Raw genomic sequence first — 23,313 nt, forward strand, 5'->3', positions numbered from 1 at the left:
TTAAAAATCACTTGAATCCTTGAATTCTTTCTCCCAAATAATTCTCCCCCCTATTGTAAGCTACTGTGGAGGATAGGTGGAGAAAAGAACAAAAAATAAAAAATTATGGAACCTTTTTGGGGTTTAATGCGCTTAACCATTCAAAGGGTAAAAAAATGACAGATGAAAAGAATAATAAAAATGAAGAATTATTTCTTGCTGATCTGGAAGCTCAGAGGACCGGTGAGGAAAATGGTTCTTCAATACAACCTGATGAGCAGGCCGCTGATGATCTGAAAAATATATCTGGGCTGTTCAAGGCAGCAAGGCCTGATCCGGATGATATATCAGAGTCAGTTGATAATGCTGTGCTGGGATATATAAGAGAGAAAAGCAGGGAGATCAGGAGAGATCGTAAAGTTGTCCATTTATTCCCGCGTTATAAATGGGCTGCAGCAGCCGTTATGGGAGTTCTTGTATGCGTAGTGTCAATCAATCTACTCTATGAAAAAGATAAAACTGCAGAAAAAATCCTGAGCAAAAATATTACAACAGTACCAGCAGTATTATCTGTGAAAAAGGATGGAAAAGAATATTTTGCAGTTAACAACAACCAGTCTGCAAGGATAAAGCCCGCAATTGGTGAGTTAAAGCAGGATAAACCAGTCCTGAAGATGGTCAGTGCAGAAACCCATGTTAAAAAATCTATAAAAGAAAAACTTGATTCCATGCCTGCTCCATCAGCAAAAGACATTGATGGAAACGGCAGGATAGACATCATTGATGCCTATTTATTGAATCAAAAAATATCAAACGGAACTGTCACTTCTAAAGAACTGGACATGAACAGGGATGGATTGATCAATAATGAGGACATAGAAGATATAGCATACACAGCAGTATCCCTGAAAAGGAGTGAGGTATGATGAGGATATTTTTACTCATAATATCATTAAATTTTATTATATCTTCTTCTGCCTTTGCCGAAAGTCCGGAGGAAGCAGACTGTAAAGGAAAAATTAGTTTCAGTACTGCTGAGGTATATGTTGACAGTAATAAAGATGCACTTACAGCATATCAGATTGATATCAGGTACGACAAAGAAAAGATAAGGATAGTGGGCCTTGAGGGAGGAGCAGACGGATTTAATAAGCCACCATTTTATGATCAGGCGGGACTTGAAGGCGGGCATATAATTATAGCTGCCTTTGTAAGTGATGATATACAGGCTAAAAAGGGCGGTTCAAGGGTTGCCAGGCTTCATCTCCAGACAACCGGATGCCCGCCATTTGAGCTTAAAACCGAACCAATGGCAGCAGCAAAACCCGGGGGAAAGAGTATTCCTATTAAGGTTAAAATAGATATTAACAACAGGCAGAGTTTTGATAACAGGTAACAACACACTAATATCAGGAGGACGAGAATGAAACGGAAATGCCTGGATCTTTTATTTGTCACTATACTTTTTATTATATCTCTGCAAATTTTTCCAGGATGCATAGAAAAAGTTTCTATTACCCCTGATAAAAAGATTGAAATAACTGTAGCCCCTGATTCTTCTGGAGATGAAGATAACTATGACTATGCAATGAAGCGGAAAGCTGACATGTCTGCGAGTGATGAGGCTAACTACCAGCCAAAGTTTTCAGAGGTTGAGTATGCTGAGCGGAGGTCAGAAGTTGAATACTCTGCACGTGCGAAAGCAGAGGAAATGGTAAGAGTAAGATTATTTAAAGGAAATAAGTTGACCTTGGAAGAAGGACAATACAGACAAAATACAGAATCATCATTTAAAGATGAAGCTCTTGGCTCCGAACTATGGATAATTGAAAAGAATCCTTCAGTCATAGGAGAAGAATACAAGACAGAATCTCCAAAACTTGTTTGTTCGCTTCCTGGTCAAAATGAAGTCATTTTACCTCTTGAACATACCAGTGTAGATGCCCACATCTCAGGTTATATAGCCACAGTGAATGTACTTCAGAAATATCATAACCCCTACAGTGAGAAGATTGAGGCTGTTTATATATTTCCATTGCCACAGAATGCTGCTGTAACCGATTTTGTTATGATAATAGGTGACCGGAAGATCAGAGGGCTTATTCGTGAAAAAGAGGAGGCCAAGAGGATTTATGAGGAGGCAAGATCACAGGGATACAGGGCATCCCTTTTAACACAGGAGCGTCCAAATATTTTTAAACAGAGTGTGGCAAATATAGAGCCCGGAAAAAGGATTGATATCAGTATTACCTTCTTTAATCCCCTTAAATATGAAAATGGGGAGTTTGAGTTTGTATTTCCAACGGTTGTGGGGCCACGCTTTAACCCTCCCGGAAGCAATACAGGTATAGGTGCTGTGGGTAGGGGAGCACATGGTAATTCAGGGCAAGAGACAGATGTCCATTACCTTAAGCCTGGTGAGACTTCAGCACATGATATATCCATTAATGTTGATATTGATGCAGGTGTGAGTATTGAAAATGTGTACAGTAATTCCCATGTCATAAAAGTGAATAATAAGGCCCCTTCTCATGCCATTGTCACCCTCAGCCCAAATGACATGGTTCCTAATAAGGATTTTATTCTGAGGTATAAAACATCCGGTAATGAAGTGAAGACAGCAATGATGGTTCATAAGGGAGAAAAAGACACCTATTTTTCTCTTCTGCTTCAGTCGCCTGATAATTTAAAGAACCTGCCCAGAATACCCCGAGAGATGGTTTTTGTCTTGGATTGTTCCGGAAGTATGGATGGGAAGCCTATTTCAAAGGCCAAGGAGGCTGTAACAAGGGCGCTTAAAAATCTTGATAAGAACGACACATTCCAGATAATACAGTTTTCATCAAGCGCATCATCACTTGGGCCAAACCCTATAGAAGCAAACCCTGAGAATGTGAAAAAAGGTCTTCAGTATCTTAATTCGCTTTACAGTGAGGGTGGCACCATGATGATAGAAGGTATTAAGGCCTCCCTTGATTTCCCTCATGATAAAAGAAGATTGCGCATTGTTTCATTCATGACAGATGGTTATATAGGTAATGAAGATGAGATACTTGCTGCCATCCATGAAAGGCTTGGTGAATCCAGGATATTCAGTTTTGGTGTGGGTAACTCTGTTAACAGGTATCTGCTTGAACAAATGGCATTAATGGGTAGAGGGGCTGTTGCCTATGTCGGGCTTGATGAATCGGCCGGTGAGGCAGTTGATCGTTTTTATGATGTGGCGACCCATCCGGCAATGGCCAATATAGATATAGACTGGGGAAACCTTGAGGTCGAAGATGTGTACCCAAAAAGAATACCTGATCTGTTTGTAGGTCGCCCAATTATGATAACCGGAAAATTAAAAAATACCGAGAAAGGCAGAATAAGGATAAATGGACAGGTGGGCAGGAATGAATCCTATGTTGATGTGGCGGTTGATCCAAATAACAGTGAAGCCAAACACTCTGGGATTCAAAGTGTGTGGGCAAGAAATAAGATAGCTGAGCTTTCAAACAGAGAGAGCTACAACCCGAGCGATAGACTGAAAAGCGAGATAATAGCAACCTCAATTAATTACAACCTTATTTCGCAGCATACAGCCTTTCTGGCAGTAGACAGCCTTGAGAGAACAGAAGGTGATCATGGATACACGATTGATGTTCCTGTGCCTGTACCTGATGGTGTTAAATATGGAACAACAGTTACGAATTAGGATTATCTATAGAGACGGGTTTGTATAATGAAGAGACAGGTTTAAAATCTGTCTCTACCGGGCTGAGAAAATGTGTTTTCTGAAAATATGAAAATAAGGAGAATAACATGTTAGTTAATCTAAAAACCTGTTTTATTATTTCCATATTTATTGTCTTTATATTGCCAGATTTTGCGGTGTCTGGCGAAAACAAGATTGAAGAACAGCGAAAATCTTCTGATAAAATGATATTGGAAAAAATGCATAAAGAGAAATGTCTGCCCCAGATAGATGAAAGATATTCCATGATGATTTTCGGGCTGAATAGCCACTCTTATCTCATTGATCCTGGAATATTAGCAAAGAATACACTTGAACCCAATGTACATGCAGAACTAAGGGTTATTAATCCTTACACAAAAAAGGAAATCACCTGGAACAGGATGCCTTGTTTTGTTTCAAAAAGACAGGAACTAAAATAATAAAAAAATACGGAACTCAATAACTGTCCCGCTTGAGTAGAACTGAAGTATCTGAGAAGCATGTTTTGAAGCCTCCTGTTCAATTTTTTATGAAGAATTGTCTGGGAGGAATATAAAAATAGTGCCAGTAGAATGTTGAATCGGGTTGTGAATAGTAAATTAATTATACAATTGAAAGGAGAAAAAAGAATGATGAAAATGTATTTATTGGCAGGGCTATTATTGATAACAACAAGCGTGTTTGCGGAATCACCAACAGATAAAGGCGTATACAGTCTAGGTGGTTCAATCAGTTACCGGAATATAGATGCTGATGATGGTTTGGATGAAGACCTATATAGCTTTTCCCCATCTGGTCGTTATTTTATTTTTGATAATATTGCATTGGGAGGCTCTGTAACATATGAAAAAACTTCGGGTATCCTTGATACTAAGAGCTATGGAATAGGGCCAAACATAAGATATTATCTCCCTTATAAAACAATGAATCCTTTTTTTGAGGCTGGTTATTCATATTTAAGGACAAAGTTAGAGACCCCATATGTATCATCAAAAAGGACTTCTAACGAGTTTTCGGTTGGGTTTGGCCTGGATCTTTTTATTTCCAGGAACGTCTCAATAGAACCAATTGTAAGTTATTCATGGAGGGATTATAAAGATGATCTATCATATTTGATAGATGATATGGATCAAAAAACATTATACTTTGGTGTAGGTGTTAACCTGTTTATTTTTTAAGAAGGAATTGATTATTTATTGAGGGAGTATTTCAAAGGTAATATTATTACATTATAAAATATTCCCTTAGAAAGCCATACCTTATCCTGTTATCATTTCTATTTTCACCATGCTTGATATTTTTCTAAAAAAAGCCTAAGAATAGACGATTGTATTATTTCAAACACAATGAAATTGAACCTCTTTGCCATTATCGGGAGGAAAAATTGCTCCTATGTAAAATTATAATCTCTAACCCTATATCCATATAACTCATGATTAATGGAGGCTCTACATGCAGGAAAAAATCGACTCTAAGAAAGCTGAAGATGAGATAAAGAGGCTAAAGGAGGAGCTGAAAAAGCTCAACACTGAAAAGGCACTGCTTGAAGAGAAATATGAATTTTACAGGGCCATCTTTGATAATGCCGGGGTCACAATAAACCTTGTTGATCCTGAGACCCTGAAGTTTGTGGAATTCAACAAGAATTCATATGAAAGCCTTGGATATACCCGTGATGAATTTATGAAATTAAATATCCCGGACATTGTGGTGAGTGATTCTCTGGGAGGGCCACTTGAAGTGCCTCCGGAAATTTTCGGAAATTCAACCAGCTATGAATCAAGGGTAAAGACAAAAAGCGGGGATAACCAGGATGTGCTTGTGATAACAAAATACCTGAAAACGAAAGGCAAAACCTTTTTCAATAATGTGGTTACAGATATTACAAGGCTCAAGGAGACAGAGAGGGCGCTTAAAAAGAGTGAGGAATTCAGTTTCTCTATTCTTGAAAACTCTCCAAGCCCTATAATGGTGATCAACAAAGAGTTCAATATAGAATATGTCAATCCTGCAATGGTAATCCTTACCGGGTATAATGCAGAAGAGCTTCTTGGGACAACCTTTCCATACCCCTGGGTAGATGAGATTTTTTCAGTTGAAACCTGGAGAGAAGCTACCTCGAAAGGGGTTAAAAACCAGGAGGCTTCCTTTATAAATAAAAAAGGAGAAAGGTTCTATGTTATTTTCTCTACTACTCCGGTTTATAGAAATGGTGAATTTCAATATTCACTAAGTACTGCACTGGATATAACAGAAAGAAAAAGGGCGCAGGAAGAGGAGAAGAATCTCAGGATCAAATATGAAAGGGCACAGAGGATGGAGGCCCTTGGCACTTTAGCAGGCGGCATTGCCCATGATTTTAATAATCTGCTCATGGGTATACAGGGAAGGACCTCACTGATGCTTATTGAAAAAAGCAATCATGACCAGGAATATGAGCACCTGATGGGGATCGAGGAGTATGTGAAAAGCGCCACATCACTTACCCGGCAGCTTCTTGGTTTTGCCAGGGGAGGAAAATATGAGGTCAAACCTTTAAACCTTAATGAACTGCTTTCTTTAAGCGCTGATATGTTTGGCCGTATGAAAAAGGAGATAAGCATACATAAGAGCCTGGAGGAGAACCTTTGGACAAGTGAGGTTGACCGTGGGCAGGTAGATCAGGTACTGATGAATATCTTTGTAAATGCATGGCAGGCTATGCCAGGAGGAGGCAACCTTTATATTGAAAGTGAAAATATAGAGCTAAAGGAGTCTTTTTATAAGCCTTACAAGGTCAAATCAGGCAGATATGTGAAAATCTCTATTACAGATAATGGCACAGGAATGGACAAGGCCACCATGGAAAAGATATTTGACCCATTTTTTACCACTAAAGAGATGGGCAGGGGAACAGGCCTTGGTCTTGCCTCTGTTTATGGTATCATGAAAAATCACGGGGGATTTGTTGATGTCTACAGTGAAAAGGGTGTAGGCACTATTTTTAAACTCTATTTTCCCGCTTCAGAAAAGGAGGCTGTAAAAGAGGTCCCTGTAAGCGAGTCGATCATTAAAGGTAGTGGTAAAATACTGCTTGTGGATGATGAAGAGCTGGTTATTGATGTAGGCACGAGGATGCTTGAAAAACTTGGTTATATAGTCCTTGCCGCTAAAAATGGAAAAGAGGCAATGCAGGTATACCAGGAAAACAGGGATAAGATTGATATGATTATCCTTGATATGATAATGCCCGGCATGAATGGCGGGGATGTATTTGAAAAATTAAAAGAGATCAACCCTGAAATTAAAGTCCTCCTTTCTAGCGGGTACAGCATTAATGGCCAGGCGGTTCATATACTTGAAAAGGGGTGCAGGGGATTTATACAGAAGCCTTTTGACCTTCAGAAATTGTCTCAGAAAATAAGAGAGGTGCTTGAAGGAGGCGGACACTAAGTAGTGTCTATCTTAAACTTTCGTTTTTGAATTTCCATACTCCTTAACAGAGCTACTGTGGGCAAATGGTCATCCATTAGCGATCAGCTTCCTGTCCCGCCATAGCCTTGTGCGACGGCGGATCACAGAAAGGTTTCAAACCAAAGAGTTAGCTGAAAGCCCCATCCAGAATTTGCCTCTTTCTGGATGGACACTACATAATAATGCCATATCTATGGCCCTTTATGTATTTTCCTGTCATTTTGTTAGCATATATTTTTTATTTTATTATTCAATATGTTACGTCAAATTAATGGCATGAATTTCGATATCATGGCAACAAATTGGCTTGAATATAATTGCCTCCAATGCGGTTATCTGTATATCAACCTGTTATTACTGGTAATTTTATTTATTTTTTGATTGGCATGATTATTGATAGATAAAAGCCAACAGAGTTATAAAACCTGTAATAACAATATAGTAAATTCAGTTGATATAAATATGAGAGAAAAAGATAAAACAATAACAGCTAAGTTTAACAACACTGACCTGAAAGGCCATAAGTTGATTCAGTTTTCCATGTCAAACAGTGGTGACAGTTCTGCTATTTTGCAGATAAAACAGATAATAGATGAGACAACTGACACTATCTTTTCCATACATAAGAAAGATCTTCTGGTAAACCCGATAACCTATATTGTCCCTGCTGTGTGGGGCAGGGTCAAAAAGGGAGACCTGAACCCCAAACAGAAAAATATCTTTCTGTCCATAGAGACAATGGTGAGAAATGTTATAGATATTATGGAATTTGATGAGCTTACTGACTCACAGCGTTTTTCAATAGAGTATCTCATAAGGGGTCTTGTTATCTCTAAAATTACCTATCTGATTGCCTCATCAAGGTCAAATTAACAGAACACCCTGTGATGTCTGTTGCAGATTGTTACATAAAAAAAGCCTCTTCAGAAAATAGCCCCTTTATTCATAAGATTCTCAATGCTGAGCTTCATCTTTGTTAAAAAAATACCAAAATATTAATAATATTATTTGCATAATTTATTACATTTTTGTAATCAGTATATGCGTTTGTTTCAATTTTGGATTCATGTAATTATTAAACAGGGGAAATGAGTAAAATCAATGTCAGAAAAAACAGCTAATCCAAAACCGGATGAGATTCAGTGCCTCTATGAGATTACAAAGGCAATACACGGGACACTTGATCTAAGGAGGGCTTTGTACAAGGTTCTTGATCTTCTTGAAGAATACCTGGGGATGAGCAGGGGTTCAATTTCTCTTTTAAATCATGAAACCGGCGAGATACACATAGAGGTTGCACACGGGATATCCTCCACTGCAAAGACAAAGGGACGCTATAAGCTGGGCGAAGGTATAACCGGAAGGGTCATAGAGACAGGAAGGCCAATGGCTGTGCCCAGGCTTAATGAAGAGCCCCTTTTTCTTGATCGCACAGGATCCAGAAGCAATATTGATAAATCAAAGATCGCATTTTTCTGTGTTCCTATAAAAGACAGCAACCATGTTATAGGCTCTTTAAGTGTTGACCGTCTTTTTAAAGAAACAGAATCCCCGGATGAGGATGTAAGGCTTTTAACCATAATAAGTATCCTGATAGCCCAGAAGGTTGCTATGCTTGAGCAGATCAACAAGGAGAAGGATCAGCTTAACACGGAAAACATAAGGCTTAAGAAGGAGCTTGGAAAAAAATACAGCTTCAGCAATATTATAGGCAACAGCCATAAGATGCAGGAGGTGTTCCATCTTATAAGCCAGGTGGCAAAGAGCAATGCCAATGTCCTTCTCTTAGGTGAAAGCGGGACAGGTAAAGAGCTTGTAGCCAATGCAATACACTATAACAGCCTGCGCACATCAAACCCGTTTATCAAGGTCAACTGTGCGGCCCTGCCAGGTAATCTTGTGGAGGCGGAGCTTTTCGGCTACATGAAGGGGGCATTTACAGGCGCAAGCATGCCAAAGGCGGGCAAGTTTGAGCTTGCCAACAACGGAACCATTTTCCTGGATGAGATAGGCTCTCTTCTCCTTGAAAGCCAGGGAAAACTCCTGAGGGTCATACAGGAGAGGGAGCTTGAAAGACTTGGAGGGACAAAGGTAATAAAGGTAAATGTGCGCATCATCGCGGCAACCAATATTGATCTTTCAGATGCCGTTGAAAAAGGCACCTTTAGAGAGGACCTCTTTTACAGGTTAAATGTATATCCTATCTATCTGCCTTCACTGAAAGAGAGGGAGGCAGATGTGCTTATGCTTGCTGACTTCTTCCTTGATAAATACTCAAAGGAATACAATAAGGATATAAAAAGGATATCCACACCGGCGATAGATGCTTTGACCCGTTATCACTGGCCCGGAAATGTCAGGGAGCTTGAGAATTGTATTGAAAGGGCGGTGCTTCTGTGTGACGGGCAGGTCATACACAGTTATCATCTCCCGATGACGCTCCAGACCGCTGAGGATACTGGAACCCAGCAATCCATGTCGCTTGAAGATTCAATTGCCAATTTTGAAAGGGACCTGATTATAGACTCCCTGAAGAGCAGCCGGGGGAACATGAGAAAGGCAGCCCTGGCCCTTAAGACAACTGAAAGGATATTCGGGTACAAGGTGAGAAAATACGATATTGACCCGAGACATTATAAATAAGGTCTCATGATTGACCGGTTATTACAGGTTGTTGCACCATTATGGTTTATGATTTTAACAAAGAGATTCCACGTGAACAGAGCGGGTCTGTCAAATGGGACCTTAGAGAATCCCGCGGCGATAAAGATATCATACCCATGTGGGTTGCAGATATGGATTTTCAGGCCCCTGATGAGATTATTAATGCGCTCACCAAAAGGGCAGGGCATGGCATATTCGGTTACACATACCCTTCAGATTCCTACAGAGAGGCGGTTTGTTTATGGATGAAAAAAAGGCATAACTGGGGGATTGAAAAGGAATGGATTGTTACAACCCCTGGAGTTATATCTGCATTCAGCGCCGCAATAGAGACATTTACCGATGAAGAGGATAAGATAATCATCCAGCCGCCTGTATATCATCCCTTTAAAAAGGTCATCAAGGCCAGCAACCGCAGAGTTATAGAAAACAGGCTGATCATAAAAGATGGACATTACACCATGGATTTTGCGGGTCTTGAGCAGCTCCTTAAAGATGGCGCGTCAATGATGGTACTGTGCAGCCCCCATAACCCTGTTGGCAGGGTATGGACAATGGATGAGCTTAAAACACTTAATGAACTCTGCATGAAATATGACACCTTTATTTTGTCAGACGAGATCCATTCAGACCTGATCATGCCCGGTTACAAACACAGGGTAATGGCTAAGATATCTTCAGGTGTAAACACAAAAATAATTACCTGCACAGCAGCAAGCAAGAGCTTTAACCTGGCAGGGCTCTCCTGCTCAAATGTCATTATCAGTGATCCTCACATCAGAGGACTGTTCCTGAAAAGAATTCAAAGATCATCTATCTCAACACCCAATATATTTGGCCTTCTTGCCACTGAAACTGCATATAGCCTCTGTGAAGGTTGGCTTGATGAGCTGCTTCTTTATATCCATGAAAATTATTTATTTATGAGAAGATATATAGAGGATAATCTCCCTCTGATAAAGGTCACAGACCTGGAAGGCACCTATCTTTCCTGGCTGGATTTCTCAGGTTATGGATTAACTGATGCTGAAATAGATGAGACCCTTATAAAACAGGCAAAGGTATGGTTTGACAACGGGCCACAGTTCGGTGCAGGCGGTGAGGGGTTTCAGAGGATAAATCTTGCATGCACAAGAAATACATTGATAAAAGCACTTGAAAGGATAAAAGCAGTATTCAGCTCAATATAAATTTTTTGCCCCCAGAAAGTGGTTGAAAAATCCATATTGATTGTTAAACTGTGGGTCATACTGGTTTCATGATGGAGAATTTTGATGAACAGAGAATACTTTGAAAAAATGGACAGATTAATCGAAGACCGGCTGAGCAGAAGGACATTCCTGAAATACCAGATGAAGGGGCTACTGTTTCTTACTGCCGCTAGTTCCGGGCTCATTTTGCCCAGAAAGGTTTTGGCAGAGCCTCTGCCTGATATAGCGGTGGTAAAGGGTGAGGCAGCAAAGGCAGTAAGGGCGGCTGTTGAACTCCTGGGCGGTATGAAGAAATTTGTAAAAACGGGGGGCAAGGTGCTTATAAAACCCAATATGAGCTTTCCGAATCCTCCTGCTATGGCCACAACAACACACCCTGATGTTGTGTGTGAACTTGTCAGGATGTGCAATGAGGCAGGCGCATCAAATATCCTTATCGCCGATTATCCTCTTTTTGATACAGACACATGCCTGAAACGTTCGGGGATACTTGATGCATGCGGAAAACTGGAGAACACAAGGGTTGTAGGCGCTTCAAGTGACAGATTTTACAAGGATACTGAGATTAAAGATGCCAGAAAGATGAGCCGAAACGGTATTTTTCAGGAAGCATTCAAGGTGGATACCCTTATTTCGGTACCTGTTGCAAAATCCCATACAGCCACAGGTGTAAGCCTTGCCATGAAGGGCATGATGGGCCTTGTATGGGACCGTTCAGGTATGCATACAAAGGAATTATCATCATCAATAGTCGATTTGTGCACTGTGCTCAAGGCTGATCTGACCGTGATCGATGCTACCAGGGTGCTTTCCACAAACGGCCCCAGGGGGCCCGGAAAGGTGCTCAAGGAAGATACCATTATTGCTTCAAAAGATATGGTGGCGGCTGATGCATTTGCAGTGTCAAGGTTCCAGTGGTATGGGAAAAGGTATAAGCCAGCCCAGGTGAAGTATATCCTTGAGGCCCATGAAAGGGGCCTGGGTAGAATGGATATAGAAAATCTTGAGGTAAAGGAGATCCAGGTCTGATTTTCCCTTCAGGTTATTTAATCATGTCAGCGCCAGATACAGTAACGGGCACTGACATTTCAACTTATATACAGGGATACATATGAGATTTCGAACCATAATACAGTTTATTAGTCTGGCCGCATTTTTATTCTTGCTGGTAACGGTTGCAACTACAGCGGTGGGGCTAGTTTCCCCTGACCTTTATCTCTGTATGGACCCTCTAATCGTCTTCGGATCAGCCATAAGCGGGAGGGTCTTTCTTGTTTCATTTATCCCGGCCATTATTGTTGTTCTTGTCACCATATTTTTCGGCAGGCTGTTCTGTGGATATATCTGCCCAATGGGTATAACTGTTGACTGCAGCGACAGGCTGCTTAAGCTGAAAAAGAAAAAGGGAGAAGGAATGCCTTATTTGTACAGGCTCAAGTATTATCTCCTGTTTATCGTACTGGGTTCAGCCATCCTTGGTGTTTCCGCGGTCTTTATCGGCTCCCCGCTCTCTCTTATCACAAGGTTCTATGGCCTGGTTATCTATCCGGTTATTACATTTTTGGGGAAGATGGGGCTGGACCTGATACACCCGGTTGTCGACCATTTTGAGATTTACGGGCTCTTATATGCAGATATCTCTTCTCCCAGGTATGCTACCATTTTTTTTGTGCTTCTCCTTTTTATTGGGATATTTGCGGCAGGTAAAATCAATACCAGGTTCTGGTGCAGGTATTTATGTCCGGCAGGCGCCATGCTTGCCCTCTTTTCCAGGTTTTCCATTGTGAAAAGGAGTGTATCCGATGCATGCACAAAATGCGGAAAGTGCGTACGATCATGCCCAATGGGGGCTATTGATAAAAATTCGCCTGATAATACCTCCTTTAAGGAGTGTATAGGGTGCCTTACATGCAGGTATGTGTGCCCGGTCAATGCAATTGATTTTAATATAAAGATGTTAAAAATAAAAGATAACCCCGATTTTGTCCCTGAAAGGCGCGCTGTTTTATACTCAGGGGTTGCAGGTGCGGTTTTTGCCTCGGCAAATCTAACAGGCCTTTATTCTGTATATGGTAAACCTGGTGTGGGTTCTGTTTCTCCAAAAGAGCTGGTGAGGCCCCCAGGATCAAGGCCTGAAGATGATTTTCTTGCACTGTGTGTGCGCTGCGGAGAATGTATGGTTGCATGCCCGAATAATGCACTCCAGCCAGTGTGGTTTGCCCGTGGCGTTGAGGGCCTTTTCAGCCCGTCACTTGTCCCCAAAAGGGGCGCATGCAATCCTGACTGCAATAACTGCGGCGTAGCATGCCCGACAGAGGCCATAAGGCCCCTTGATATCCTGGACAGAAGGTGGGCAAAGACAGGCACTGCCAGGATCATGCGTGAAATGTGCCTTGCATGGGAGCACCAGAAAAGGTGCATGGTGTGCGATGAGGTGTGCCCTTACAGCGCCATAAAATTCAGGTCTGAACCGGGTAACCCTGTGCCTGTGCCAGAGGTACTTGAAGAAAGGTGTTCAGGTTGCGGTTTCTGCGAGCATCACTGCCCTGTACAGAATCAGTCTGCCATTTATGTTACACCAATGGGCGCTGTGAGGTTAAACAAAGGCTCCTTCATGGATTATGGCAAATCACAGGGGCTGAATATTTCACTTGAGCATGAGGGCAAAAAGGAGCAGTCTGGTGCCGGGGGTTACCCCGGGGAATCCTATCCCTCTTTTGAAGGAGGTGCCCCTGGTTTTGAAGCAGATTCCCCCGGATTTGAAACAGGCATTGACAGCCTTGAGCAGGGTAAAGGGGAGTTAATACACGAGGATGGTGAGTACGACATTGCCCCCGGATTTACTGAGTGATCTTTCTCAGGATGGGGCCATCGGCTGTATCTGTTATCTCGATCCCTTTTTGACTAAGGAGTTCCTGGCGGATACGGTCCGATGTCTCCCAGTCCTTTAACCTTCTTGCCTCTTCTCTTTTTATCAGCATCTCTGTCACTTCAGGATCAGGTATATTTACATCGAGGTCAAAAACATCAATCACCGAATTAATCTCCTTAAGAGACGCCATGATCTTAAGCCTGTCCTCCTGGGAGAGACCGCTTTTATCAATAATTATATTCACCCTGTTCATGAATATAAATATTGATGCCAGGGCAGGGGCAATATTGAGGTCATCATCCATGGAGCTGTTAAAACTGTTCCTGAGATCATAGCAGGTCTGATCTATCTCAGGGTTTGATGAAACCTCCCGGCAGTTGTGGAGTCTTGCAACAAATTTATCCATATTGGCAAGTGTCTTTTTGGCCATATCAAGTTTTTCCCATGAAAAACTGACAGGTTTCCTGTAATGGCTGCACAGTAGCCAGTAACGAAGCTCCCTTCCCGTATATCCTTTTCCAAGAATGCTCTTTATAGAATAGGCTGGGTCACTCACCTGTGACGGCTTTTTACCATCTATCATCACCAGTTCGTTATGGAGCCAGTATCTGGCAGGGGCTTTACCTGTTACAGCCTTTCCAATTGCAATAGAGTTTTCATGGTGCGGGAATATCAGGTCTATACCGCTTGTATGGATATCATACGTTTCACCGAGGTATTTCAGGGTCATGGCAGGGCATTCAAGGTGCCAGCTCGGCCTGATGTTACCCCACTTTGTCTGGTAGAATATTCCTTTTTTAAGCTCATTCAGTGTTGATCTCTTTAAAAGTGTAAAATCCCTGGGATTATCCTTTTCATACTGCTCAAGGTCAACGGTCTTGCCAAGTTTTATCTTGTTAAGATCGATACGGCTGAGTTTGCCGTAATCCCTGAATCTTGCAATATTAAAGTACAGGGATCTGAATTTTTCATATGCATATCCCTTTTCAAGCAGTGTGCCTGCGAGTTCTATCATATCATTAACATGCGCTGATGCCTTTGGATATGCCTTTGCCTTTTTAACCCTCAGTATTTCAAGCTCGTCCATGAACTCATCATAGAATTTATCTGTGAATTCCCTGAGAGGTCTCCCCGCCTTTTCTGCCCCCTGAATGGTCCTGTCATCAATATCAGTTACATTCATTATGTGGGTTACTTCATATCCCCTGAACTCAAGATAACGCCTTAAAAGGTCTGAAAACACAAACCTCCTGCATTCGCCTATGTTTATGGGCTGAGCAAGAGTTGGACCGCAGGAATATATGCTGACCCTGTTTTTTTCAAGGGGGGCGAACTCCTCTTTTTTTCTGGTAATTGTATTGTAAAATACCTGGCCTGTCTTTGTCTTATCTTCAAACAGTGCCGTGCTCAGGTATCTTTCACCACCATCCGGGATAATTACGACGATTGTTCCGCTCTCCATCTCCTTTGCTACAGTAATAGCAGCAGCCATTGCAGCCCCTGAGCTCATACCGCAGAAGATGCCCTCTTTCCTGGCCAGGAGCCTTGCAGTCTGGTATGCCTCTTCATCATCTATCCTTATGATGCGATCTACTTTTGTTTTGTTATAAATTCCTGGGGTATAGGATTCCTTCATATTTTTAAGTCCCTGAATCCTGTGGCCAAGATAGGGTTCCATGCCTATTATCTTAATGCTGCTGTCAAACTCCTTTAGTCGTTTTGAGATGCCCATCAATGTGCCGCTTGTGCCAAGGGCAGCGACCACTGCATTTACCTCATGGTTTGTCTGTTCCCATATCTCAGGGGCAGTAGTATTATAATGGGCCTTCCAGTTTGATTCATTATTATACTGATCAGCGAGCCAGTAATTTTGAGGCTCTTTTCGCATAAGGTCATAGACAAATTCTATGGCCCCGTCTGTTGAGAGGTGCAGGGGTGTAAACTTGAGTTCAGCGCCCATTGCGTGTAATATCTTTTTTCTCTCTTCACTTACCGCTTCGGACATAACAAGCATTATCCTGTAGCCCTTTACAGCCGCGACTAGGGCAAGACCTATCCCGGTATTTCCGCTTGTGGCCTCAAGTATAGTCTTGTTTTTTGTCAGTTCACCGCTTTTTTCCGCATCTTCAATCATCTGAAGGGCTGGGCGGTCTTTTATGGACCCGCCAGGATTAAAGGATTCCAGCTTAGCCAGGATCTTAACATTTTTATTGGGGTTAAGCCTGTTAACAGGTATAAGTGGCGTATTTCCTATCAGGTCAAGAATTGTGGTCGGAATCTTATTTTTTATATCCATGCTGAATTCGCTTAAATATGTGTGTATAGAAATATATAAAACAGGTTTTGGATACTATTAAAATAATCCTTCTATTTCAACATGTAATTTTTTTTTCAAGATTACTTGACAAATTTTTATTTGGAATTATGTTTGTGCAGTTTTTAATCTCATCGTAAACAGATGAAATTTCTTGAACATTTTCAAAATACATAAAACGGAAACATATGAATTAACAGGGTCCGTTTTTAAAAAAGAAAATTTAAAAGGAGGTATGGTTTCCTTTAATTTTATTTTAATCTACTAATCTTTAAGGAGGAAAATTTTAAATGAAAATCAGACCATTACACGATCGAGTAATAGTTAAAAGGATCAAAGAGGAAGAGACAACAAAGGGTGGAATCATAATTCCTGATACCGCAAAGGAAAAACCCTCTGAGGGAAAGGTTATTGCAGTAGGAAATGGCAAGATCCTTGAGAACGGCACTGTAAAGCCGCTTGAGGTCAAAAAGGGTGACAAGGTACTTTTTGGTAAATATGCCGGTACTGAGATAAAGATTGAAGGTGAAGAGCACCTTATTATGCGTGAAGATGACATTATTGCCATTGTGGAATAGGCATAAAATAAAATAAGGAGATTAAGTTATGGCAAAAGAGATTAAGTACGGTGGAAAGGCCCGCGAGTCAATTTTAAGAGGCGTTGACACCCTTGCTAATGCGGTTAAGGTTACTTTAGGTCCCAAAGGGCGCAATGTAGTTCTTGATAAGTCTTTTGGCTCGCCGAACATCACCAAAGACGGTGTTACAGTAGCAAAAGAGATAGAACTTGAAGACAAATTTGAAAATATGGGCGCCCAGATGGTCAAGGAGGTTGCCTCAAAGACCTCTGATGTTGCAGGAGATGGTACAACAACAGCCACTGTTCTGGCCCAGGCAATATACCGTGAGGGTTCAAAACTGGTTGCTGCCGGTATCAACCCCATGGCCATTAAGAGGGGTATTGAAAAGGCTGTTGAAGTAGCAGTAGAAGAACTCAAAAAGATATCAAAACAGACAAAAGATCAGGAAGAGATTTCACAGGTTGGCACAATATCAGCCAATAATGACTCCACAATAGGAAATATTATTGCTGAGGCAATGAACAAGGTAGGAAAAGAGGGTGTTATCACCGTTGAAGAGGCAAAGAGCATGGACACCACCCTTGAGATCGTTGAAGGTATGCAGTTTGACCGCGGATATCTCTCACCCTATTTTGTAACCGATGCAGAGAAGATGACAGTTACCCTCAATAACCCCTATATCCTGCTTAATGAGAAAAAGGTCAGCGGTATGAAGGATCTTGTACCCATACTTGAGCAGATAGCCAAGATGGGCAGACCTCTGCTTATTCTTGCTGAAGATGTTGAGGGTGAGGCGCTTGCAACACTGGTTGTTAACAAGCTCAGGGGCACATTACAGGTAGCAGCCGTAAAGGCACCTGGCTTTGGCGACAGAAGAAAGGCAATGCTTGAGGATATAGCGATTCTTACCGGCGGAAAGGTAATTGCAGAAGACCTTGGCCTTAAACTTGAAAACGTAACACTCAATGATCTTGGTACAGCAAAGACCATAACCATTGATAAAGATAATACTGTTATAGTAGATGGCGGCGGATCAAGAAAAGACCTTGAAGGCAGGGTAAAGATGCTCAGGGCGCAGATTGAAGAGACCACATCCGATTATGACAGGGAAAAACTCCAGGAAAGACTTGCAAAACTTATTGGCGGTGTTGCTGTTATTAATGTTGGTGCAGCCACAGAGACCGAGATGAAGGAGAAAAAGGCAAGGGTTGAGGATGCACTTAATGCAACAAGGGCTGCTGTAGAAGAGGGTATAGTTCCAGGCGGCGGTGTGGCTCTCTTAAGATGCGTAAAGGCGATTTCCAAACTTGAGCTTCCCGGAGAAGAGCAGAACGGGGTAAATATAGTAATGAGGGCGCTTGAAGAGCCTATCCGTCAGATTGCAAATAATGCAGGTCTTGAGGGTTCGGTTGTTGTTGAGAAGGTAAAGAATGAAAAGGGCGCCATGGGCCTTAATGCTGCAACAGGCGAATATGAAGACCTTATCAAGGCTGGTATCATTGATCCCAAAAAGGTTACCAGGTTTGCACTCCAGAATGCAGCCTCAGTAGCATCTCTGCTCCTTACAACAGAGGCAATGATAGCTGAAAAACCCTCTGAAAAGGATGATATGCCTGCTATGCCTGGCGGTGGAATGGGTGGCATGGGTGGTATGGGCGGTATGGGCGGTATGATGTAACAGCCCTGTTTAACCTTACAATAATTAAAACCCTGTCAGTTATATTCCTGACAGGGTTTTTTATTTATAATGAGTACTTTTTTATGATGGGACGTAATATAACGTCCTTAAATATTACAATATATCAAATCTCTAATAAATAATTACCATCTTTAGCTGTCTTTTCTCCTCGCCTTACAGCATAACTCACAGCCGCTATTGTTAAACCAAGCTTTCTCGATAAGTCTGTCATTGAAATACCCAGCTTATTATTACACCAGTAACAAAGCAGATCCCGGGCCTTAACCCTGTCCACTTGATTGCCTTTTCCTGTTATATAATCCTTATCAAGTTTAAATATTGCACTGACTCTTTCTACTATCTTTTCAAAATCATATCCCTTTGAGCTTAATGCATATTTCTCTGTAAAACTCTCTTCTGCCTCAGATAAAACCGTGAGAACAAAGTCACTCTCTCCTAATATCCTCTGATCACTTTTAATTCTATCCTGACCGGTTAATCGAATCTTCTTTACCTCTCCCCATCCTCCCATGCTCCTTATTAAACCACCCCCTACCAACTCAGGGCGCCTTCCCATGGAAATACCTTCCTCAACATATGAGAGGTATTTCTTCCTTGCACTGCGTCTATTCTTACCAAAATAGCTCAATACATAATCAATATCCTGCCATCCTCTCTTTACCTTCCCCATTACAGCACTGTGCCCGGAATATGGATATCTATTGAGCTCATCCATATCTTTGACAATTTTAGCCCTTAGGGGGTTCAGGTGTATATACCGGACAAGTTCCTGTAAATAGGCATCTTCCTGGCAGATAATGGATTTATACCTGTTCTGAAACAACTGGCCATGCCGCTTGTGTCTTCTATTAAAATAAACAGCATAGCCTGTCAGTAATCTTCTCATAAATTGAGAGATGCCTGATGGGCCACTTCTTAAAAATATATGGATGTGGTTGGGCATAAATGCCCATGCGTAGCATTGGGTTTTTGTTTCAGGGATAAGAGTAGCGAGACGATCAATAAAATTATCACGATCTTCATTATCCGTGAATATCTTCCGGCGTTCTATTCCCCTTATCATTACATGATGTAATATACCGGGGGTATCTAATCTTGCTGTTCTTGGCATGGGGTTACCTTACTCATACCATTTTTATATGTCAACTTATTTTATTATTGAAGGACGTCCCCGTTTGCACACAAAAGCTGAAATGTAGTAGCGGAAATATGGTATTTGGCCGATCCGGCAATGTTGCCCAAATGGCCAAATATCATTAAAAAATAAATTCCGGGGTGAATAAATCCTATTTACAAAAAAAGCCAACAGTAGCAAAACTTGTAAATATAAAAATTAAAACAAAAATCATCTTTAATATAAACTGGTTATCAAAAAATAATAGTCGGTAAATAGCAGGCAGAAACAGCTTTTAACCATGCAGTCAAGGCGACTGGCTAGCATCATGTTGAATCAAATTCAAAGCCTTTGCAGCCTTTCTCCTTGCATGCCATTGGTTGCCATAAATCCGCCAGCTCCTTACCGCCGCTGTTATGGGAGAAAGTTATGAGAAAAACTATACTTTTACTCGTCACTATATTTTTATTAATACAATCACATTCATTTGCTGCTGACAAAATACCGGAAATTCCAGTTTCAAAACAAAGCGGAATTTCATTTGAAAAGGATATAAATCTAAAAAAAACCGTTCTCAATTTTTTATATTATGAATCTTGCGATAGCAGTAAGGAGAGAGATTATAAAGGGATGTATGGACTGTTGTCTCGAAATTATTTAAGTGAAAACTTTCCACATGTTAATTCAGCCTTGGAATATGATAAAGAAATGAAAGATATTAATGAAATATACCATCTTGTTTATCTAATGGTTGAAAATGTAGTATTTATTAAAAAGGATAAGGTAAAAATAAAAGTAAAATTTGAATCAGGGGATGAAGGCGTATTACAAATAATGGAAGAAGATATATTTTTCATTCTTGAAAATGGTTTATGGAAATATGAAGGCGTAGATATAGAATCATCAAAGGTTATAGAAACAATAGAATGACCCATAACCTGTCGTTCAACCCGACCCACGACGGCTATGCCACGTGGGCCGGTTAACTAATAGGAGAAGGAAGAATGAAGATCATAGGCATATTATTAATATGTTTAGTAGTTCTCGGTTGTAGTGAAAATCATCGAGATCTTACTGAGTATGATCTTGACGCAAATTCATTTGACACTGAAGCCATGGCGAAAATCGAGCGTGAATCTGGAATTAATATTCCCGATGGCGCAAAGGGTCTTGCGTTTCATCATATACCTCCTGTCGATCCTATCGTCTTTGCTAAAATTGTGATCCCAGTGGATGCTCAAGAATTGATTAAGAATCAGATCAATAAATTCACTTACAGTGGCACTCAATTTCCAAAGGACTTCGCTAATGATAGGTGTAAATGGTGGCTTTCAGGTAAAGATAATGTTCTACTATCGAAGCAAGTCTTTAATAATTGGGTTCTACATCGAGCTATATCTGGTAAGAGAGGAAGTTAATATCGTCCTATACATCAAATATTTCACAGTATAGCTCCTAACAAATAATTCAACTCGGAATGGCTAAAAGCGCTTTCGCGCTTTCAGCCATCCGGTTAATAAATCGAAATGTTTTTAATTAAGGAGGTAAAACATGAATCGTAATCGTAAAATGTTTCTGTTTGTAGCATCTATCTTAATGTCCATATTTATTAGCTCATCTGTCCTTCAGGCCAATAATTCAAAAAATGAGAAACAATTCATTACACAAGAGCAAGCGACAAAGCATGCTGCAAAACTCGCCAATGAGAAGTGTCAAAAAGACTTTGGCATGTCTCCATTTAAACCTGATTCATATAAAGCTGAATTAGTAAATTCAAAATGGAGCTGGGGAAAGATTAGTCCTAAAGGGATTAATGGTTACTCAGCAAAAGTTGAATTTAATAAAGATGGTTCTGATGAAAAGGTACGAGTTGCTTTTCATACCGATGTTATTCAAAGAGAACCTGAATTGCAAAAGGTACCAATAAAAATAGAAACTATACGACCTAAAAAATAAAACATACCCAGCCCTTCAACAAATGACCGGGCGATAAAACGCCGCCCGGCATGTTAAGGGCGTTAAGTGCAAATAATAAAATGAAAAAGAAGCATGGGAAAATATTAATCCGATCAGGAATGTTCTTAGTAGCCTTTATAGTAATTGGTACTGGGTTAATTCCTTTACTCACTCAAAAAGACTTATTCTACTCAAATTGGTGGGGTGGGTTAGTATTTGCTCCTATAACTGTAATCGCAGGTGTATTCTTATTATACCTTATACTTTTTAAATGGGAGAAAATTGATAAGATGATGCATTAACTAAAATGCTGGCATCATCACTTAACCTGTCATTCAACGTGGTGCGACAAGAAGTCGCCTTTAAATATTGTTGGACAATGATCCAACCTGCTGTATCACCAGCAGTTTTATACTTCGGCATGCATTACCAGTAATGGTTTTGTGTGAAGCCCGAAGGACAATGTAGCCCTTGGCATTATGCCTGGAGAGGAAATCGTGAGAGGACCTCAACTCTGGAAGCACAAATCCGGATGGGAGCTATAAATAATGGTATGCGCAATCACGCCTATGGCGTGATGAACTGTTGATAAACGTCGTTAACTTTAACAGGCTAAATGTGCTGTTAAGCCTGAGCCAAAATGGCAAGAGGTATGGTTGGGGTGCTCGCGTTTCATCCCACGTGATCTATGACTCCTACCGGCGGATAGACAGGCGCTAACCCATTGTGTACTTAAGGCGGAACTTGGTAAGCCCGTATTTCTCCTTAATGTAAGGACAGTCGTCCGCAAGGATGACCTATGGGAATGCGGGTAGAGGAGGCTGGAGAAAGCGAATGCTAACCTGTAATGGGTTAGATACGGGTTCTAGATTTGCCACCGCGAGGCGGCATCTTCGACCGGCGTGAAAACGAGCAGACTTCCGGCACGGTGTTGAATCACGGGAAACGTTTTGAACAGATAACTGTATTGGTGTGGATAGATGATATCATACTATGATATTAACGGCCTTGCAGGCTACGAGACTTGGTGGAATTCCATAGATTGGGACAAACATAGGCAAGTAGTATCCGGTATTCAGGCGCGTATCGTGAAGGCAGTGAAGAATGGATTTAAGGAAGTGGTTCGTGGTCTTCAAAGACTACTGGCCAATTCACACGCTGCAAAGCTTTTGGCAATAAGGCGTGTGATATCCAATAGTGGCAAACGAACGCCAGGTGTTGATAATTATCTAATAAAGGGTGTTAAAAAGTATTTTCATTATCGTGGTTGCACCCCCCTAAAACCTATTTTGGTTTTTAAAAAACAGGTTAAAGTTTTTGTTTTATCTGCTTCGGGTCAACCTTTTATTGCCGGCTTTGTTGTTTAACCTTTTAATGTCCCTAATGAGGGCGGTTCGTTGTGCTCGGTCATTCAGTATCGTGTAAGAGAGAAAAAGAAACGCGGAGCCCCTGTAGGCCATCCTGGCTGGGGGAGGAGTAAACCCGATCACGTTGATAAAACAATTAATGTCTCCGCTCCTTCAAGATGCCCGCATTGCTCAAATGATAATTTAAGACCTTACGCCGGACTATATGAACATGTGCAGGAAGATATCGTTATTGAGCCAAAAACTTTGGTAGGCAATGAGTAGAGGGACGACCATTAAAAATATAAATTCAATCTAATTTATAATCCTTTGCTGTCTTTTCCCCACGTTGAACCGAAATGCTCACTGCAGCCGGTGTGATGTCGAGCCGCCTCGCTACATCCAC

Annotated in this window: 19 protein-coding genes; 17 read left to right on the forward strand and 2 right to left on the reverse strand. The window is 41.1% G+C overall.

Going from position 1 to position 23,313, the window contains the following annotated elements; translation table 11 throughout:
- The first annotated feature begins 155 nt into the window (after positions 1-155).
- The 11 genes from GX654_09990 to GX654_10040 all read left to right on the forward strand — a co-directional run bounded on the left by GX654_09990 (position 156) and on the right by GX654_10040 (position 13,876).
- The gene (locus GX654_09990; GenBank protein ID NLD37187.1) at positions 156-905 is read left to right on the forward strand and encodes a hypothetical protein; all 750 of its coding nucleotides are present in this window, start codon (positions 156-158) and stop codon (positions 903-905) included.
- Positions 902-1,375 carry a hypothetical protein gene (locus GX654_09995; GenBank protein NLD37188.1) on the forward strand — a complete coding sequence of 158 codons (474 nt, stop codon included), beginning with the start codon at positions 902-904 and terminating at the stop codon, positions 1,373-1,375. The genes GX654_09990 and GX654_09995 overlap by 4 nt, the downstream gene beginning before the upstream one ends.
- A 27-nt stretch (positions 1,376-1,402) precedes the next feature.
- On the forward strand, positions 1,403-3,676 hold the full coding sequence (locus GX654_10000; GenBank protein ID NLD37189.1) for a VWA domain-containing protein: 2,274 nt from the start codon (positions 1,403-1,405) through the stop codon (positions 3,674-3,676).
- Between the two features lie 107 nt (positions 3,677-3,783).
- A complete protein-coding gene (locus GX654_10005) occupies positions 3,784-4,137 on the forward strand; it encodes a hypothetical protein (protein NLD37190.1) in 354 nt (117 codons plus the stop codon).
- Between the two features lie 189 nt (positions 4,138-4,326).
- Positions 4,327-4,875 carry a porin family protein gene (locus tag GX654_10010; protein ID NLD37191.1) on the forward strand — a complete coding sequence of 183 codons (549 nt, stop codon included), beginning with the start codon at positions 4,327-4,329 and terminating at the stop codon, positions 4,873-4,875.
- A gap of 274 nt (positions 4,876-5,149) precedes the next feature.
- A complete protein-coding gene (locus GX654_10015) occupies positions 5,150-7,129 on the forward strand; it encodes a PAS domain S-box protein (GenBank protein ID NLD37192.1) in 1,980 nt (659 codons plus the stop codon).
- Positions 7,130-7,612: 483 nt separating this feature from the next.
- Positions 7,613-8,023, forward strand: coding sequence for a hypothetical protein (locus GX654_10020; protein ID NLD37193.1), 411 nt, complete (start codon positions 7,613-7,615; stop codon positions 8,021-8,023).
- Positions 8,024-8,251: 228 nt separating this feature from the next.
- Positions 8,252-9,793 (forward strand): sigma 54-interacting transcriptional regulator, encoded by a 1,542-nt coding sequence (locus GX654_10025; protein ID NLD37194.1) that lies wholly within the window; start codon positions 8,252-8,254, stop codon positions 9,791-9,793.
- A 41-nt stretch (positions 9,794-9,834) separates the two neighbouring features.
- Positions 9,835-11,004, forward strand: coding sequence for a pyridoxal phosphate-dependent aminotransferase (locus GX654_10030; protein NLD37195.1), 1,170 nt, complete (start codon positions 9,835-9,837; stop codon positions 11,002-11,004).
- A gap of 132 nt (positions 11,005-11,136) precedes the next feature.
- Complete coding sequence (locus GX654_10035) at positions 11,137-12,054, forward strand: DUF362 domain-containing protein (protein NLD37196.1); 918 nt, start codon at positions 11,137-11,139, stop codon at positions 12,052-12,054.
- 82 nt (positions 12,055-12,136) lie between these two features.
- The gene (locus tag GX654_10040; protein ID NLD37197.1) at positions 12,137-13,876 is read left to right on the forward strand and encodes a 4Fe-4S binding protein; all 1,740 of its coding nucleotides are present in this window, start codon (positions 12,137-12,139) and stop codon (positions 13,874-13,876) included.
- Here the strand turns inward: GX654_10040 and GX654_10045 are convergent.
- Positions 13,866-16,193, reverse strand: coding sequence for a cysteine--tRNA ligase (locus tag GX654_10045; protein ID NLD37198.1), 2,328 nt, complete (start codon positions 16,191-16,193; stop codon positions 13,866-13,868). The two genes, GX654_10040 and GX654_10045, sit on opposite strands and share 11 nt — an antisense overlap.
- Before the next feature lie 308 nt (positions 16,194-16,501).
- Between GX654_10045 and GX654_10050 the strand changes: the two genes are divergently transcribed.
- The gene (locus tag GX654_10050) at positions 16,502-16,789 is read left to right on the forward strand and encodes a co-chaperone GroES (GenBank protein ID NLD37199.1); all 288 of its coding nucleotides are present in this window, start codon (positions 16,502-16,504) and stop codon (positions 16,787-16,789) included.
- 28 nt (positions 16,790-16,817) lie between these two features.
- Positions 16,818-18,470, forward strand: coding sequence for a chaperonin GroEL (gene groL / locus GX654_10055; protein ID NLD37200.1), 1,653 nt, complete (start codon positions 16,818-16,820; stop codon positions 18,468-18,470).
- Positions 18,471-18,594: 124 nt separating this feature from the next.
- On the opposite strand, the gene GX654_10060 is transcribed toward groL, so the two are convergent.
- Entirely contained in the window at positions 18,595-19,602 is a 1,008-nt protein-coding gene (locus tag GX654_10060; protein NLD37201.1) for a transposase, read from the reverse strand.
- 432 nt (positions 19,603-20,034) lie between these two features.
- Here GX654_10060 and GX654_10065 point away from each other — a divergent pair, with 432 nt between their 5' ends.
- From GX654_10065 to GX654_10080, 4 genes are all read left to right on the forward strand, one after another.
- Entirely contained in the window at positions 20,035-20,535 is a 501-nt protein-coding gene (locus GX654_10065; GenBank protein ID NLD37202.1) for a hypothetical protein, read from the forward strand.
- Positions 20,536-20,609: 74 nt separating this feature from the next.
- Positions 20,610-21,023: a hypothetical protein gene (locus GX654_10070; GenBank protein NLD37203.1), complete on the forward strand. Its 414-nt coding sequence runs from the start codon at positions 20,610-20,612 to the stop codon at positions 21,021-21,023.
- A 133-nt stretch (positions 21,024-21,156) separates the two neighbouring features.
- Positions 21,157-21,561, forward strand: a complete 405-nt coding sequence (locus GX654_10075) for a hypothetical protein (protein ID NLD37204.1) — start codon at positions 21,157-21,159, stop codon at positions 21,559-21,561.
- A gap of 980 nt (positions 21,562-22,541) precedes the next feature.
- Positions 22,542-22,928, forward strand: a complete 387-nt coding sequence (locus tag GX654_10080; GenBank protein NLD37205.1) for a hypothetical protein — start codon at positions 22,542-22,544, stop codon at positions 22,926-22,928.
- The last annotated feature ends 385 nt before the right edge of the window (positions 22,929-23,313 follow it).

Origin of the sequence: Desulfatiglans sp. (genome assembly GCA_012513605.1) — a bacterium.
In the GTDB taxonomy this organism is placed as follows: domain Bacteria; phylum Desulfobacterota; class DSM-4660; order Desulfatiglandales; family HGW-15; genus JAAZBV01.